The organism is Dolosicoccus paucivorans (assembly GCF_900100125.1).
Classification (GTDB): Bacteria; Bacillota; Bacilli; order Lactobacillales; family Aerococcaceae; genus Dolosicoccus; species Dolosicoccus paucivorans.
In genome coordinates this window covers 1-13,938 of sequence record NZ_FNEL01000003.1, presented here as the reverse complement: position 1 = coordinate 13,938, position 13,938 = coordinate 1, and the positions used below count along the sequence as shown (strand labels likewise).

The window sequence follows — 13,938 nt, the reverse complement described above, 5'->3', positions numbered from 1 at the left end:
TACGAGATGGATACATTAGATTATCCCGCATTTCAGCGTTATGAACGAGTGGATATTAGTCGAATCTAATATCAAATAGAGTGGTACCACGGTTTATATCGTCTCTATTCCTAGCTTTCTAGACTGGGAATAGAGACTTTTATTTTATATCCATAAAGGAGTGTTTAAATGGAAATTATTATTGATTATTTACCTCTCTTTTTAAAAGGAGCAGGTTATACATTAGCTTTATCATTTTGTGTTGTTCTATTGGCGCTACCCTTTGGGGCGTTAATGGCGTTGATGCGTCTTTCGAATAATAAGTTTTTAAACGGATTTAGCCGAGGATATGTTGAATTAATTCGAGGAACGCCTTTGCTTGTTCAAGTGTATATTGTTTACTTTGGTTTACCGATGTTAGGTATTGTCTTGCCTGACTTTTTAACGGCGGTACTAGCGGTGACGATTAACTCCGTTGCTTATATTTGTGAGATCGTTCGTTCAGGTTTACAATCCATTGATAAAGGTCAAACAGAAGCGGCTAGAGCTTTAGGATTATCTTCAAACAAAACCTTAGTCAAAGTAGTTATTCCTCAAGCGATTCGTAATATTTTACCAGCCATTGGTAATGAGTTTGCGGTACTTATTAAAGAAACTTCGATTGTATCAGTTTTAGGAATTAAAGACTTAATGTTTGCTTCAGACACCGTACGAGGTGCTACTTATACTGTCTTTACTCCCTTATTATTTACTGCACTCATTTATTTTGTCATGACATTTGTTATTTCTACACTTGTTCACAAATTTGAGCACTATTTAAGTCGAGTCGACTAGTCCAAAAGACATTCTAGTTTAGGATGTCTTTTTCTCATGACTTAAACTGAGGAGAGATTATATGAATCATTATTTTAAAGGAATTACTTTAGCAGTGACAGGAGGAACTTTATGGGGATTATCAGGAGTGGTGGCGCAACTATTATTTACTAATCCTCATTTAAGTGCTGAATGGCTTATTAGCACACGTTTATTTATGGCTGGCTTAATGATTTTAACGTATGCTTTTATAAAAAAGGAATCTATCTTTACATGGATTTATCATAAACAAGATCGTCGTCAATTAATCATCTTTTCGATTTTTGGTATGTCTGCGATGCAGTATACCTTTTTTAAAGCGATTCAATTCACAGACGCATCCACTGCGACTATTTTACAATATACAGCTCCAATCTTTATCTTTTTATTTCTTGTCTTAACGAGAAAAAAAAGTATTTAATATGACGGAATTTTTCTTGATTATTTTAACTTTAATTGGCATTGTCCTAATTACAACAAACGGTCAACTCGATTCTTTAACCATTTCGCCAAGAGGCTTTTTAACTGGGGTTAGTTCAGCAATAGCATTAGCTTTTTATTTACTCTACCCGCGCCGAATTATGACAAAATACGGTACCCTCGTTGTAGCAGGGTGGGGTATGTTAATCGGCGGGATGATTTTTCAATTATTTTCTCCGTTCTGGCAACCAAATGTTCAGTTGACTCAAGGGGAATTATTTAGTTTAATCTTCGTTATCACATTAGGAACAGCCGTTCCGTTTATTGTCTTTTTATCGAGTTTAAATTATTTACCCGTAACTTTAGCAAGTGTATTATCAGCTTTAGAACCCATTGTGGCGACCATTTTTTCAGTATGGCTATTTCACCGTCATTTCCAACCAGCTGAATTAATGGGGATTGTTCTTGTTTTAATAACGATTACACTTCTTAGTGTCTTAGATGCAAAGAAAGTTAAACCCACTTCAACTCATCGTCAACAATAAAAAATCACGGTCACCTTTAAAAGGGACCCTGTTTCTTTATTTATCCAGTGTTGGTTTAGAAACATAAGAGACAACCACACTAATAATAAGGAGTATAAATGCAAGGGTGACAATTGAAAGAGCACTACGGTTAGGAGAGCTTAATAAGATACTTCCTACCCAACTGCCGATCATAATCGCTAAATTAAATGTACTTGACTGCAAGCTCGTTGCGATATCTGTTCCAGAGCTGACTTGGCGAGTGATAGCTGCTTGGAATAAAGTAACTAACGCTCCAAAGCTAACTCCCCATAGCAGAAAGCCTAAGTAGCTAACAATATGAATGAATGCTGATGAAAGGAATAACCCCATCGAAATAACGCCGGTACTTAATAAAAATAAAGACAGTAAATATAAATGCTCATCAACGTAACGCCCTGCAATCCAAACGGATATAATCGAACCTATTCCAAATAAAATTAAAGCCATTTGAATGCCACCGCTAAATGCTAGTGCATCAACAATTGCGGTAATATAAGTATAGGCTGCATAATGAGCAATCACTGCAAGGAGTGTTAAAGCTAAAACGAGTAAAATAGAAGGTTGTTTAAGTAACGTAAGAGGGGAGCTATCTTTCGCGACTTTTTCACCAGAAATAGACGGTAAGAATAAAGCGCTTAAAAGAGCGATGGTTAAAATTAACCCACCTACGACATAATATTCAATCCGCCATCCAAAGCGTTGGCCAATTGATGTCATTAAAGGCATCCCTAAACTTAAGCCAAAGGTTGTCCCGGACATAATAATCGCAATGGCACGCCCATGGAGCTCTTTGGGAACTAAACGCATACCATAAGCAGAAATCATCGGCCATAAAACACCCGCCGCTGCACCTCCGATAATACGTGCTACGATCATTACAGAGTAAGAATGAGTCCAACCAACAAGAAAGTTACTTAAAGCAAACGCCACTAGCAGCGTCATCAGTAGAAACTTACGGTTAATATGTAATGTTGCGGTAATTAAAGGGATCGAACAAAGAGCGCTAGCGATAGCATAATAACCTACTAACAGTCCTACCTTTGATTCTGAGACCCCCAAGTCTTGACTCATGAGTGGCAAAATTCCCGCAGGAACCAACTCAGATAAAATCGCCATAAACGTAATACTTGCCATTAAAATAAATAAAGGCAGATGAATTTTTTTATGTTGAGTCATTGTTATTCTCCTTTCTATAAATAATTAATTAAAATATACTCCCTATACTTAGTATAATGGTTTACAATCTTTAAATCCAATTTATGAAAACAGTGATGAAAACTGATTAAATCAATTATTGAAGTTTGTATTGTTGCTCATTTTGTTTTATAATGAAACTAAGAAAAACAAGGAGGAAGATAGAATGAGTACTAAAAAATTTATTAATGCTGTCATCTATAAGCACGATGATGCCAATGAAATTTTAGTCGAAAATGGTAAGTTTAAAGCAATTGGGAAAGACTTAGGCCCAGCTGATGAAGTCATCGACTTAGAAGGTAGATTGGTACTTCCGCCTTATGTAGATCCACATATTCACTTAGACTACGTTTACACTGGTTTAGAAGGGGACCAAACAGGTTCAGATTCAGGAACTTTATTTGAAGGAATCGAACGTTGGGCAGAGTATAAGCGTACTCAAACCGTTGAAGAAGTAAAAGAGCGCGCTCTTAGAGGGATTAAAGAGCAAATGAGTTACGGAACACAGTATATTCGAACTCACGTTGACGTGACTGACCCAAACATGACCGGCATGAAAGCATTGCTTGAATTACGTGAAGAGTTAAAAGACAAAGTCACACTACAATTAGTATCCTTCCCACAAGAATCCATGTATTCTTACAAAAACGGTTTAGAACTTGTTGAAGAAGGATTAAAAATGGGAGCGGACGCTGTTGGAGGCATCCCCCACTCTGAAATTGCCCGTTTATACGGTGAGAAATCTGTTCAACAAATGATGGAGCTAGCTTATAAATACAACCGTATGGTGGACGTTCATATTGATGAAAACGACGACCCACAATCACGTTTCTTAGAGTTATTAACGGCAGAAGCTTATTATAACGATTACGGTAAATACACTGCCGCAAGCCATACATGTTCATTTGGTTCAGCAGATGATTCATATGCTTACCGTATGATTGGTAACTTTATTAAAACAGGCTTAAACTTCATTGTTGCACCAACAGAAAATGCTTACTTACAAGGTCGTTATGACACTTATCCAAAACGCCGAGGAATTACTCGCGTGCGTGAATTCGTTGATCACGGCATTAACGTTGGATTTGCTCAAGATTCGATTGCTGACTTGTTCTACCCAGCTGGAAACGGTAACTTAATGAATATTTTAGATAACGGGATTCATTTAACTCAATTAATGAATGACGAAGATTTTAAGCGTAACTTTGACTTAATTACTTACAATAACGCAAAAACAATGATGTTAGATGATTATGGCTTAGAAGAAGGAAACTCTGCTAACTTTATTGTTTTAGACGCTCCAGATGTTTATGAAGCACAGCGTATTCGTGCCGATGTCCTAGCATCTGTTCGTAATGGAGAGTATTTATTTAAGAAAAAACCTGTTGAGTATGATGTAGAACTTGAGTTAGACTAATTTAATCATTCAAAAAGCGATGAAACCGAAAAGATTTCATCGCTTTTTATTATTGATTAAATACAATAGTATAGTTTTTTAACCCTTTTTGATCGAGTAGGACGTCTTCGATTAATTGCTTTGCACGCTCAGTTGCATCCTCAAGAAGTCCTTTATCCACCGCTTCTTGTTCGATTTTTTCTTTTTGTTGATCGGTAAAGTAATAAACATCTTCAATGGATAATCGATTAAAAAGAGCCGATGCTTCATCGAACACGTTTAAACTTTTTTCATTAATTTGATGGGATAAAATATGCGCTTTAGGTAAAGTGATTTCGATCGTTTGATCCTTTACGTGAGTAGTCACTTCATCCATATTAATACTAGCCGTAACGTCACCTTCATAAGAAACAACGAACTTTTTCGTTGTAAAGGGCAGTTTAATATCTGCCCATGTGGAGAAATCCTCATAAGTTCCCATATTCGTATAGTGGTATTGGCTCGTGGCTAACTCTTCTATTGATGCGATTTGGTGACTGATTAAGTCTGAAGGCATTTGTGTGTGTTGTTTAACCGATAAAGGTTTAAATACCCATAAACCAATGGTTAAAAGAATAAGTGTTAAAAGAGCAACGATAATTCCTTTAAACCAATACTTTTTTTGTTTCATTGATCCACCTCCATATATTTATGTCAATTATAGTGTAGAATAAACGATACAATCAATCATCCGTCTAGAGGATGAGTTTATCGAATGAAAGGATGAGTTATGTGATTGTCACTGCCTATGAAGTAGAATTATATTTTTTTTGAAAGTCATCATTTAAAAGACAAGCGTCGGGTTCTTAAAAGTTTAATCCAACGAGGTAGACAGCGTTTTGGACTTTCTATTAGCGAAGTAGATCATTTAGATCACTGGCAAACAGGCACAATCGGCTTAGCCATTGTTTCTAATAGCGACAGTCATAATGAGCGAATCATTGATCGCTTTTTAAAGGCGATTGAAGAGTGGTATCCTGTTGAAATCACAAAACTTAGTTGTTATTAATTAAAAAAGGCAATCGTTTTTTAACAATTGGGTCTAATAATAAATAAAAGACGATATTTCCAAGACAATGATTTAAATCAAAAGGAATTCCTCTTAAATAATAAGCCCAAAAATGATTCACTCGGTAACTATAGACGAATAATAAAGAAATAATCAATCCATATAGTAACCCTAAAAGGCCTGCTAAAAAAGCTCGGTACCATCTAGATGAGCGCCGTTTAAATAGAGGAGTGATCATTAAAAGTACGAGCCCATAGGAAAGGATTTGATAAATCGTCCACGGACCAAATCCTAAAAAAAGATTAGAAAGTACAACGGACAAACTAGCCACAATGATTCCATCAATTATCCCTAAGTAGTGACTAATAAGAAGGAGGATGACACTCATTGGTTGGACATTTGGAATAAAGGAAAAAACCAAGCGTCCGACATAGCTTACTGCACTGAGTAACCCTAATAAGGCGATGCGTCTAGCAGACCACTTTATTGAATCGGTTCTAGCGTCCATGTCATTGTATCGTGATTATTTAAAAGATAATCATTAGCTCCTACTTCAGCCATCGTACCGTTTACTTCGTACATCCAGTAAGTTTGAGTGGTTTCATCGTTTGAATATCCGTCAATTTCTGTAACAAATCCATCGGATTCTTTAACTTCATAAGCTTTTTTTAGCGCATCAAGGGCTGTGGCGCCTTCTTCTACACGGACTTCTTTTTGTTGATCCGGTGCATCTTTAATTTTTAATTGGATGATGACATCAATAGTTTGCGCTTTTTCAATGCTTGTTTCTTCATGAGATTGAGTAGTGGAAGGAGCATTTGTCGTAGCACATCCGACAAGAAATACACTTGCCATAAGTAGAGAAAGTTTTTTAAACATAGATAACCTCCGATAATGGTGTAATAGATTTTAAACTCATTATATCATGTGTTTAGAAGGAAAAAAATAATGGATTGTTCATTAGAGATGATTTATAATAAGAATCACCAATTCATCAGATTTTAATGTAATACTATTTGAAAAACATAATAAACGATGATAATATAAAGAAACTATAAATTGTGAGGTGTGAACTATGAATAATGTGAGAGTATGGATTAGCGGCTCCAACGGCCGAGTGGGTCAAGCCCTATCTGAATACTTAAACCCTTTAGCCGAAACCATTATTTTAACAGACATCGATACGGTTGATGTAACGAATGCAGAAGAGACCGTTTTATTTGCTTCACGAATTCGTCCGAATGTGATTATTAACTGTTCTGGTTATACAAACCCAGTAGAATGTGAAGAAAACCCAGATAAAGCGTACGCGGTCAACGGACTGGGCGCTCGGAATATGGCGATTGCTGCCAGTCATGTCGATGCTAAATTGATTCATCTATCAACCGATGAAGTGTTTGACGGTGGAAGTGATGAACCTTACCGTGAGTATGTGGAACCCGAACCGCAAACCGTCTATGGTCAGTCTAAATTATTTGGAGAACAATTAGTTCGCCAATTTAACTCGCGTTATTTTATTATTCGCATGAGTTATTTATACTCTCCGGTTAACCGTCGTGTTGAACGCATTATTGAATCAGCTCAAAATAATGAACCGATTTATGTAGCTAAAAATTACTACGGCTCACCAACATCTGTTTATGAGTTGGCTAAATTTATTATTTACTTAATGCGTTCTTATGAATTTGGTACTTACCATGCAACGTGTGAAGGGGTAGCGACCTATGCTGAATTTGCAAAGGAAGTCTTGAACTTAACAGGGTTACAAGGAGAAGTCATTGAAGATGAAACGATTTCTTCAACTAACTTTAGACCTCAATATACAGCGTTAGATAACTATATGCTTCATTTATCTAAGTTGTATAAATTCCCTGCTTGGAAGACAGCACTCAAAGATTATTTAAGAGAGCATGGGTACCCATTGAAAGGAGAGGCTAAATGAAATCATTAAAAGTTAAGTCCCTTACAACGAAGATCTTTATTGCTCTATTAGGTGGTTTATTAACAGGTATTTTAATTAACCAATTTTTTATTAATGTAAGTGGCGTTCAAACATTTATTGTTGATGGCGTGTTTAAAATTTTTGGACAAGGTTTTATTGTTGCGATGCAAATGCTTGTTGTTCCCTTAGTTTTTTGTTCTTTAGTCACAGGAACAATGAGTATGGGAGACACTAAAAAGCTTGGAAGCATTGGAGTTAAAACACTAGCCTTTTATTTATTTACAACGAGTTTAGCGATTGCGATTGCTTTAGGTTTAGGAGTTATTTTTAAACCTGGTTTAGGAATGAATTTAGCTCTTGATCCTGCCCAAGCAGCTGAATTAGCCGTCGCTGATCAAGATTTAAGCTTTACGAATACAATTATCGAAATGATTCCTAAAAACCCAATTCAAGCGTTAGCTGAAGGGGATATGTTAAAAATTATCGTTTTTGCGATCGTCGTTGGGATTGTTTTAGCGAATATGGCGGACCGAGGCCGACAAATTGCTAACTTATTCGAAGAGCTAAACGACATGATGATGGATATGACGAACTTAGTCATGACTCTTGCACCGATTGGTGTATTTAGTTTAATTGCTCGTACCTTCTCAACGTTAGGGTTTGGAGCGATTTTATCTATGTTGAAATACATGATGGTCGTATTCTTAAGTTTATTCGTCCAACAATTCGGCGTTTATATTGTTTTACTTGTGATACTAGCTCGGGTCAACCCATTTATTTTCATTAAGAAATTCATCCCGGTCATGACCTTTGCCTTTTCAACATCAAGTTCTAACGCAACCGTACCGGTGAACATTCAAACGCTAGAAAATATGGGAGTTAGTCGTCGTATTTCTTCGTTTACGATTCCTCTAGGAGCGACAGTTAATATGGACGGTACCGCGATTATGCAAGGAGTGGCTATTGTTTTTGCAGCGAATGCTTATGGGATTACCTTAACCCCACGCGATTATTTAATTGTTATTGCTACTGCAACTTTAGCCTCCGTTGGTACCGCTGGAATTCCTTCAGTAGGACTTGTCACCCTAACGATGGTCTTTGCTTCCGTTGGCTTACCTGTTGAAGCTATTGCCATGATTATGGGGATTGACCGCATTTTAGATATGACAAGAACCGCTGTCAACATTACAGGAGACGCAGTGTGTACGCTTATTATGGCTAAACAAGCTAAAGATGGCTCCTTTGATGAAAAACAATATTATAAAGCAACAACTTAATCAACTAATAAAAGAACATAGCGATATGTTCTTTTATTTTGCGCTAAAATAGCTCATTAAAGAGTATGCTATACTAAAGGTAAGGAGGTCATCTTATGAGTAATCAAACGAATCCATTAATTGTCCAAGGTGAGTACGCTAAAGCAAAAGTATTTGCCCCCAAAGCGGATGAAGGCGTATTAAACCAAATTGAAGCGATGACGGATCATCCGATGGCCGAAGATACTCACATTCGGATTATGCCTGATTGTCACGTTGGAAAAGGTTCAACGATTGGAACCACCATCCAACTGCCTAAAGACCAAGCTGATTGGCGCGTTTGTCCTAATGTCGTAGGCGTCGATATTGGGTGCGGGATGTATTCTGTTCAAATCGACTCTCTTAACCCTAACACCATGCCTCAATTAAACCGAGCGATTAAACAACAGATCCCAACAGGATTTAAAGTTCATAAATCCCAACGCCAAGTTAGATACCCTCAAGAAATTAAAGAGGCGTTGGACCGATTAACCATTCCTATGAATAAAGATTTATATGACCGTCTAGTTCGCTCCCTTGGCACATTAGGTGGAGGGAACCATTTTATCGAATTAAGCCGGTCCAATGACGGAAGTTACTGGTTAACAATTCATTCAGGTTCAAGAAACTTAGGGGTTCAAGTAGCTGAATACCATCAACAAATTGCCCACCAAATGACTAACACTCGTCGGAGTGATTTAGACTACTTAACCGATGATCCGTTAGACAATTATTTAAACGACGTAACGGTGGCGCAAACTTTTGCACATTTAAACCGGAAAGCTATGATTGAGACGATTTTAGAACAAATGGGCTGGCAAGCGGTGGATCAATTTGATTCAATTCATAACTTCGTTGATCCAAAAGAAGGGATTATTCGAAAAGGAGCCACCTCAGCTCACGAAGGCGAACGCTTGTTAATTCCACTCAACATGAAAGATGGTTCGTTAATTGCTAGAGGATTAGGAAATAAAGATTGGAACTATTCTGCGCCCCATGGTGCCGGGCGATTGATGAGTCGTACTCAAGCGCGCAAACAGTTAAAGATTAACGAATTCCAGCAAATGATGAAAGGAATTTATTCAACGAGTGTTAATCGCCGGACGATTGATGAAGCACCGTTGGCTTATAAACCTAAAGAATGGATCTTAGATGAGATTGACCCAACAGTTGAAGTGTTACATCATCTAACGCCTATTTATAACTTTAAAGGATAAGAGGTGTCCTGTGGAAGATATTATACAAATTATAAAAAACCATCAAGTTTCCATTGAACGAAATCGGAAAGTGTATGCGGTCTTATTGCCACTCATTTGGTTAAATAACCAGTGGCAAATCGTTTATGAAGTTAGAAGTCAACATATCTCTAGCCCTGGACAAACCTCTTTTCCAGGTGGAGGGGTTGAAGCTGGGGAAACTGCTAAAAAAGCAGCCATAAGAGAAACGGTAGAAGAGTTAGGGATAAAAGAAAATGAGATTGAAGTGATCGGCCAACTTGATCCAATTATTGATCAAGAACGGATCATCTATTGCTTTGTAGGTCGATTAACCCTTACTCATTTAAAAGATTTACCGCTCAATACGAAAGAAGTCGAGCGAGTCTTTACGATACCAATTAACGTTCTAATGAACCAACCTCCCATCTACCACTCGATTCAATACACTCCTAGAGTTAACACAAACTTTCCTTTCCAAACGATTGGTTTATCTAGTAGCCAGCAGTTAAAAGGGTTTAATACCAAAGTACCCATCTATTCTACAAAAGAGTCCCTATGGGGGTTAACTGCGCGACTAACTGATCAATTTATTTCTCTTCTTAAAGATTCTAAGCAAAAAAATCGACCTTAGTGAATAGACTGAGGTCGATTTATATTTTTTATTTAATGAGCACTTTTTGAAATTGTAAGAACCAATAACTTAATGTATAACCTAAAGATTGATACATTGAGTTCGCTGCTACATCTTGAGCGTCGGCTACCGCAAAAAGAGGGAGTTCTGGAAACTCTTTTTTAGCTAGATTTTGTAAATAGGCTGCTAATCCTTTTTGGCGGTGGGAGGGTTCGACTTCAATATAATAAAGTTCAACTTTATCTAAGTGGTGTAAAAATTGAGCGTGAGCGACGATTTGATCCTTATATTGAATAAAGTAGCCAAAGAACTCGTTGTTTTTAAATAACTCTTCTAACATAGCTTGATTACTTTTAGCAAAAGCTTCGCCTAAAGGAAGGTCTTGTTGATACTGGTAAGCTAAATACTCTTTTAAGTTGTTAGCAGTAATTACTTCAAGCACATATTCCTTTGGCAAAGTAGAGTGGGGGTTAAAGTTATTTTCTTTTATATAGACATTTAGTGTTAATTGATCGTAGCCATGGCGGTTTAAGTAAGTATTCACGCTTGGACGCGGGTGTCTATTTCTAGGAAATTTAAAGACTAGCGCATCACTTTTAGTGGTTCGTTTTTGGTAGGATTCAATTTCAATAAATTCTTCAAAAAAGGGTAACACTTTAAATTCAATAAAGTTTTGGTCATAAAAATGAGGGCTATATACACTATGGTGTTGGTTCCAAGCGACGGTTGAAAGGTGAATCGTTGAACCAGTAAACGCGGAATGGGCGTCATTTACAAACCTTCTTTCAATTAATGTGAGAAAATATCAGGAGTTAGTCCTAATCCTAAACATCCCGTTCCTAAGTGAACACCAATGACGGGTGTTAAGTTTTCCATTTGAACTTTGACTGAAGGAATGGCTGATTCGATCAGTTCTTTTACTTCCTTCATTTCTTTTTCATTTTGAGTATGAGCTAAAAAGACACGAACAGGTCCTGGGTGGTCTTTAATGTATTCTTTAACGAGTTCAACATAACGTTGGTGAGCTCTTTTACGAGTACGGACTTTTTCTACGACTTCAACCGTTCCATCATCTAACACTTTAAGTATTGGATTGATGCGCAGTAAATTACCTAATAAAGCCGATCCGTGACTTAAACGGCCCCCTTTAACTAAATGATCTAATCCGCCAACTAAAATATAAATATAACTATTAGCGACAAGATCTTCTAAAGTTTGGACAATCTTTTCGAAGGAGCCGCCTCGTTCAACTAAATAAAGACCGCTTTCTAATAAGTTCATCATAACAACTGACGCACCTTTAGAGTCGATGCAAGCAGTGTTAACTTGATCGCTGTATTCTTCTAAAATCATTCGCGCGGACTGATAGGTTCCACTTAACGGACTTGAAAGATGAATGGCAATAATTGATTCATAACCTTTTTCAATGATCGATTCCACTAATTCATAATAATCCCCTAAAGCAGGTTGGCTTGTTGTTGGGATGGTCTTTTGTTGTTCCATCGCTTCATACAGTTGAGTGAGTGTTTCAGGGTCACTTGTATCTAAAAAGGTTTGTCCATCTTCAAAGTGAATTGATAAATTAACAATGTAAACATCCGGGTGATTTAATAAAGTAGGATCCGTTAATCCAGCCGTACTATCAATAATAAAAGCTGTTTTCATCCGTTGGTCACTTCCTTTATTCATAATTTTTTAACACATCTAGTATATCACAAAGCGACAAATTTATTAGGATACGCGATTCCAAAGGGGTATGGTACAATATAAAATATATGAATATCCTATAATGGGAGGAGTTTATGAAGCATTTAGCAATTTTAATTCCATCGTTAGAGCCGGATGAACGGCTATTAACGCTACTGCAACGAATTAGACAAAAAGAAAGTACGCCAACGACTATTATTGTCGTCAATGACGGAAGCGCTAAGTCTTTTGATCATTATTTCCAAACAGCAAAAGACACCTACGGCGTTCATTTATTAACCCATGAAATGAATCTAGGAAAAGGAGCTGCTTTAAAAACAGCCTTTACTTATATTTTAGATCATTTACCTTTCATCCAAGGCGTCATTACGATTGATTCAGATGGACAACATCGATATGAAGATATGGTCAAAGTAGGGGAGACCTTTTTAAATCACCCTCATTCACTTGTATTAGGGGTACGCCATTTTACCAATGACGTTCCTTTTAAAAGCCGTTTTGGTAACATTTTAACACGACGTATTCTTCATTTATTAACCGGCATCAACCTTCAAGATACGCAAACGGGTCTACGAGTGATCCCACGCTCGATGTTAAAGGAATTACTCAAAACACAAGGAGATCGATTTGAGTATGAATTGAATATGTTACTGGATGCCAAAAAGTTAGGTGTTTCGTTAATTCAAGTACCGATTGAAACGATTTATCACAACGACAATGAAGGAACTCATTTTAGAGTGATTCACGACTCAGTTGCCATTTACGGGGTATTTATTAAGTACTTAAGTTCGGCTATCGGGTCTTTTTTGATTGATATTTTATCGTTCTTTTTATTAATGAAGTTTTTTAAACAAGATACGACGCAAAACATTATGTTAGCGACGGTATTAAGTCGAGGTATTTCTTCTTTTAGTAATTATTGTTTAAACCGTTACTATGTCTTTCAAGACACCAGTCAGCAAAGTTTATTAAAGTATTATAGCTTAGTCCTTGTTCAATTGATCCTTTCAGGCGGGTTAGTCAGTTTAATCCATCGTTACTTACCTTTTAATGTCACTTGGGTTAAAGTCATTGTGGATAGTGGATTGTTTTTATTAAGTTACCAAATTCAAAAGCATTTGATCTTCCAATCGAAAAAGGAGGATTAAGATGTTAACTAACTTTCTTGCTTTATTTAGTTTTTTAGGCGGTGTCTATTGGAATAAAACTTCATTTCACTTGCCACTACGTTTAAGTGCCTTTTTAACGAGTGGATGGATAATTATTTTACTGTCCTTTGGCGGAATGTTTGGCCGGTTAAAGGAGACCTATTATCTTTTAGTTGTTTTAGGAAGCGTTTATTTTCTTTATCAAATGATCAATCACTGGATGAATCAAAAACCACTTTTAAAGACCTGAATTGTAAAATTAAGCTAGAAAAAAACAAATAAGACCATTTGTGCTACACTATTTATGAGTCCAATCATAAATAAGGGAGTAGACACAAAATGGCCTATACACATCTTACCACGAAAGAACTGACTTGGATAGAAAACTACTACGAAATTGGCGAAAAAGCTTACATAGTCGCTAAAAAGTTAAGAAGATCTGCTCAAACCATCTATAATGTCTATCATTATTTAGACGATGGTGGAACTATCATCGACTATTATGAAGGCTACAAAGCTAACAAATCTAAGTGTGGCTCTAAG

General features: G+C 36.8%; 17 protein-coding genes, 1 pseudogene and 1 other annotated feature (1 of these 19 only partly in view). Of the genes and pseudogenes, 12 read left to right on the top strand and 6 right to left on the bottom strand.

The window, feature by feature from the left end; all coding sequences use genetic code 11:
* Nucleotides 1-109 (top strand) — a binding site (T-box leader) (it extends 92 nt beyond the left edge of the window).
* A 59-nt stretch (nucleotides 110-168) separates the two neighbouring features.
* From BLR79_RS00945 to BLR79_RS00935, 3 genes are all read left to right on the top strand, one after another.
* A complete protein-coding gene (locus tag BLR79_RS00945; protein WP_092083960.1) occupies nucleotides 169-813 on the top strand; it encodes an amino acid ABC transporter permease in 645 nt (214 codons plus the stop codon).
* Between the two features lie 61 nt (nucleotides 814-874).
* Nucleotides 875-1,252, top strand: coding sequence for a DMT family transporter (locus BLR79_RS00940; RefSeq protein WP_092083958.1), 378 nt, complete (start codon nucleotides 875-877; stop codon nucleotides 1,250-1,252).
* 1 nt (nucleotide 1,253) lies between these two features.
* Nucleotides 1,254-1,796 (top strand): EamA family transporter, encoded by a 543-nt coding sequence (locus tag BLR79_RS00935; RefSeq protein ID WP_092083956.1) that lies wholly within the window; start codon nucleotides 1,254-1,256, stop codon nucleotides 1,794-1,796.
* Nucleotides 1,797-1,832: 36 nt separating this feature from the next.
* On the opposite strand, the gene BLR79_RS00930 is transcribed toward BLR79_RS00935, so the two are convergent.
* Nucleotides 1,833-2,993: an MFS transporter gene (locus tag BLR79_RS00930; RefSeq protein WP_200778853.1), complete on the bottom strand. Its 1,161-nt coding sequence runs from the start codon at nucleotides 2,991-2,993 to the stop codon at nucleotides 1,833-1,835.
* A gap of 184 nt (nucleotides 2,994-3,177) precedes the next feature.
* Between BLR79_RS00930 and BLR79_RS00925 the strand changes: the two genes are divergently transcribed.
* The gene (locus BLR79_RS00925) at nucleotides 3,178-4,428 is read left to right on the top strand and encodes an amidohydrolase family protein (RefSeq protein WP_092083954.1); all 1,251 of its coding nucleotides are present in this window, start codon (nucleotides 3,178-3,180) and stop codon (nucleotides 4,426-4,428) included.
* Nucleotides 4,429-4,477: 49 nt separating this feature from the next.
* Here BLR79_RS00925 and BLR79_RS00920 read toward each other — a convergent pair whose 3' ends face one another.
* The gene (locus BLR79_RS00920) at nucleotides 4,478-5,077 is read right to left on the bottom strand and encodes a DUF4230 domain-containing protein (RefSeq protein ID WP_092083952.1); all 600 of its coding nucleotides are present in this window, start codon (nucleotides 5,075-5,077) and stop codon (nucleotides 4,478-4,480) included.
* 132 nt (nucleotides 5,078-5,209) lie between these two features.
* Between BLR79_RS00920 and BLR79_RS09370 the strand changes: the two genes are divergently transcribed.
* On the top strand, nucleotides 5,210-5,455 hold the full coding sequence (locus BLR79_RS09370) for a DUF503 domain-containing protein (RefSeq protein WP_092084070.1): 246 nt from the start codon (nucleotides 5,210-5,212) through the stop codon (nucleotides 5,453-5,455).
* Here the strand turns inward: BLR79_RS09370 and BLR79_RS00910 are convergent.
* Nucleotides 5,442-5,963 (bottom strand): ECF transporter S component, encoded by a 522-nt coding sequence (locus BLR79_RS00910; protein WP_092083950.1) that lies wholly within the window; start codon nucleotides 5,961-5,963, stop codon nucleotides 5,442-5,444. The two genes, BLR79_RS09370 and BLR79_RS00910, sit on opposite strands and share 14 nt — an antisense overlap.
* Nucleotides 5,939-6,334 (bottom strand): DUF4430 domain-containing protein, encoded by a 396-nt coding sequence (locus BLR79_RS00905; protein WP_092083948.1) that lies wholly within the window; start codon nucleotides 6,332-6,334, stop codon nucleotides 5,939-5,941. Before BLR79_RS00905 ends, BLR79_RS00910 begins: the two co-directional genes overlap by 25 nt.
* Nucleotides 6,335-6,530: 196 nt before the next feature.
* Between BLR79_RS00905 and BLR79_RS00900 the strand changes: the two genes are divergently transcribed.
* The 4 genes from BLR79_RS00900 to BLR79_RS00885 all read left to right on the top strand — a co-directional run bounded on the left by BLR79_RS00900 (nucleotide 6,531) and on the right by BLR79_RS00885 (nucleotide 10,540).
* Nucleotides 6,531-7,397, top strand: a complete 867-nt coding sequence (locus tag BLR79_RS00900; RefSeq protein WP_092083946.1) for an SDR family oxidoreductase — start codon at nucleotides 6,531-6,533, stop codon at nucleotides 7,395-7,397.
* Nucleotides 7,394-8,674 (top strand): dicarboxylate/amino acid:cation symporter, encoded by a 1,281-nt coding sequence (locus BLR79_RS00895; RefSeq protein ID WP_092083944.1) that lies wholly within the window; start codon nucleotides 7,394-7,396, stop codon nucleotides 8,672-8,674. Before BLR79_RS00900 ends, BLR79_RS00895 begins: the two co-directional genes overlap by 4 nt.
* A gap of 95 nt (nucleotides 8,675-8,769) precedes the next feature.
* Nucleotides 8,770-9,909: an RtcB family protein gene (locus BLR79_RS00890; protein WP_092083942.1), complete on the top strand. Its 1,140-nt coding sequence runs from the start codon at nucleotides 8,770-8,772 to the stop codon at nucleotides 9,907-9,909.
* Nucleotides 9,910-9,919: 10 nt separating this feature from the next.
* Nucleotides 9,920-10,540 (top strand): NUDIX hydrolase, encoded by a 621-nt coding sequence (locus BLR79_RS00885; protein ID WP_092083940.1) that lies wholly within the window; start codon nucleotides 9,920-9,922, stop codon nucleotides 10,538-10,540.
* Between the two features lie 28 nt (nucleotides 10,541-10,568).
* Here the strand turns inward: BLR79_RS00885 and BLR79_RS00880 are convergent, their stop codons facing one another.
* Both BLR79_RS00880 and BLR79_RS00875 read right to left on the bottom strand, forming a co-directional pair.
* Nucleotides 10,569-11,279 carry a GNAT family N-acetyltransferase gene (locus BLR79_RS00880; RefSeq protein WP_268752889.1) on the bottom strand — a complete coding sequence of 237 codons (711 nt, stop codon included), beginning with the start codon at nucleotides 11,277-11,279 and terminating at the stop codon, nucleotides 10,569-10,571.
* 50 nt (nucleotides 11,280-11,329) lie between these two features.
* The gene (locus BLR79_RS00875) at nucleotides 11,330-12,205 is read right to left on the bottom strand and encodes a DegV family protein (protein WP_159427551.1); all 876 of its coding nucleotides are present in this window, start codon (nucleotides 12,203-12,205) and stop codon (nucleotides 11,330-11,332) included.
* 137 nt (nucleotides 12,206-12,342) lie between these two features.
* On the opposite strand from BLR79_RS00875, the gene BLR79_RS00870 reads away from it, so the two are divergent.
* The 3 genes and pseudogenes from BLR79_RS00870 to BLR79_RS00860 form a co-directional block, all read left to right on the top strand.
* Nucleotides 12,343-13,395 (top strand): bifunctional glycosyltransferase family 2/GtrA family protein, encoded by a 1,053-nt coding sequence (locus BLR79_RS00870; protein ID WP_092083934.1) that lies wholly within the window; start codon nucleotides 12,343-12,345, stop codon nucleotides 13,393-13,395.
* A 1-nt stretch (nucleotide 13,396) separates the two neighbouring features.
* Nucleotides 13,397-13,645: a hypothetical protein gene (locus BLR79_RS00865; RefSeq protein ID WP_092083933.1), complete on the top strand. Its 249-nt coding sequence runs from the start codon at nucleotides 13,397-13,399 to the stop codon at nucleotides 13,643-13,645.
* 89 nt (nucleotides 13,646-13,734) lie between these two features.
* Nucleotides 13,735-13,938: pseudogene (locus BLR79_RS00860) on the top strand (IS30 family transposase); the annotation flags it as partial.

What these genes read in the sequence shown, in the direction of transcription:
- BLR79_RS00895 (WP_092083944.1), top strand. Translation starts at nt 7,394, where the DNA reads ATGAAATCATTAAAAGTTAAGTCCCTTACAACGAAGATCTTTATTGCT.
- BLR79_RS00930 (WP_200778853.1), bottom strand. Translation starts at nt 2,993, where the DNA reads ATGACTCAACATAAAAAAATTCATCTGCCTTTATTTATTTTAATGGCA.
- BLR79_RS00905 (WP_092083948.1), bottom strand. Translation starts at nt 6,334, where the DNA reads ATGTTTAAAAAACTTTCTCTACTTATGGCAAGTGTATTTCTTGTCGGA.
- BLR79_RS00890 (WP_092083942.1), top strand. Translation starts at nt 8,770, where the DNA reads ATGAGTAATCAAACGAATCCATTAATTGTCCAAGGTGAGTACGCTAAA.
- BLR79_RS00940 (WP_092083958.1), top strand. Translation starts at nt 875, where the DNA reads ATGAATCATTATTTTAAAGGAATTACTTTAGCAGTGACAGGAGGAACT.
- BLR79_RS00945 (WP_092083960.1), top strand. Translation starts at nt 169, where the DNA reads ATGGAAATTATTATTGATTATTTACCTCTCTTTTTAAAAGGAGCAGGT.
- BLR79_RS00925 (WP_092083954.1), top strand. Translation starts at nt 3,178, where the DNA reads ATGAGTACTAAAAAATTTATTAATGCTGTCATCTATAAGCACGATGAT.
- BLR79_RS00900 (WP_092083946.1), top strand. Translation starts at nt 6,531, where the DNA reads ATGAATAATGTGAGAGTATGGATTAGCGGCTCCAACGGCCGAGTGGGT.
- BLR79_RS00875 (WP_159427551.1), bottom strand. Translation starts at nt 12,205, where the DNA reads ATGAAAACAGCTTTTATTATTGATAGTACGGCTGGATTAACGGATCCT.
- BLR79_RS00870 (WP_092083934.1), top strand. Translation starts at nt 12,343, where the DNA reads ATGAAGCATTTAGCAATTTTAATTCCATCGTTAGAGCCGGATGAACGG.
- BLR79_RS00865 (WP_092083933.1), top strand. Translation starts at nt 13,397, where the DNA reads ATGTTAACTAACTTTCTTGCTTTATTTAGTTTTTTAGGCGGTGTCTAT.
- BLR79_RS00910 (WP_092083950.1), bottom strand. Translation starts at nt 5,963, where the DNA reads ATGGACGCTAGAACCGATTCAATAAAGTGGTCTGCTAGACGCATCGCC.
- BLR79_RS00935 (WP_092083956.1), top strand. Translation starts at nt 1,254, where the DNA reads ATGACGGAATTTTTCTTGATTATTTTAACTTTAATTGGCATTGTCCTA.
- BLR79_RS00920 (WP_092083952.1), bottom strand. Translation starts at nt 5,077, where the DNA reads ATGAAACAAAAAAAGTATTGGTTTAAAGGAATTATCGTTGCTCTTTTA.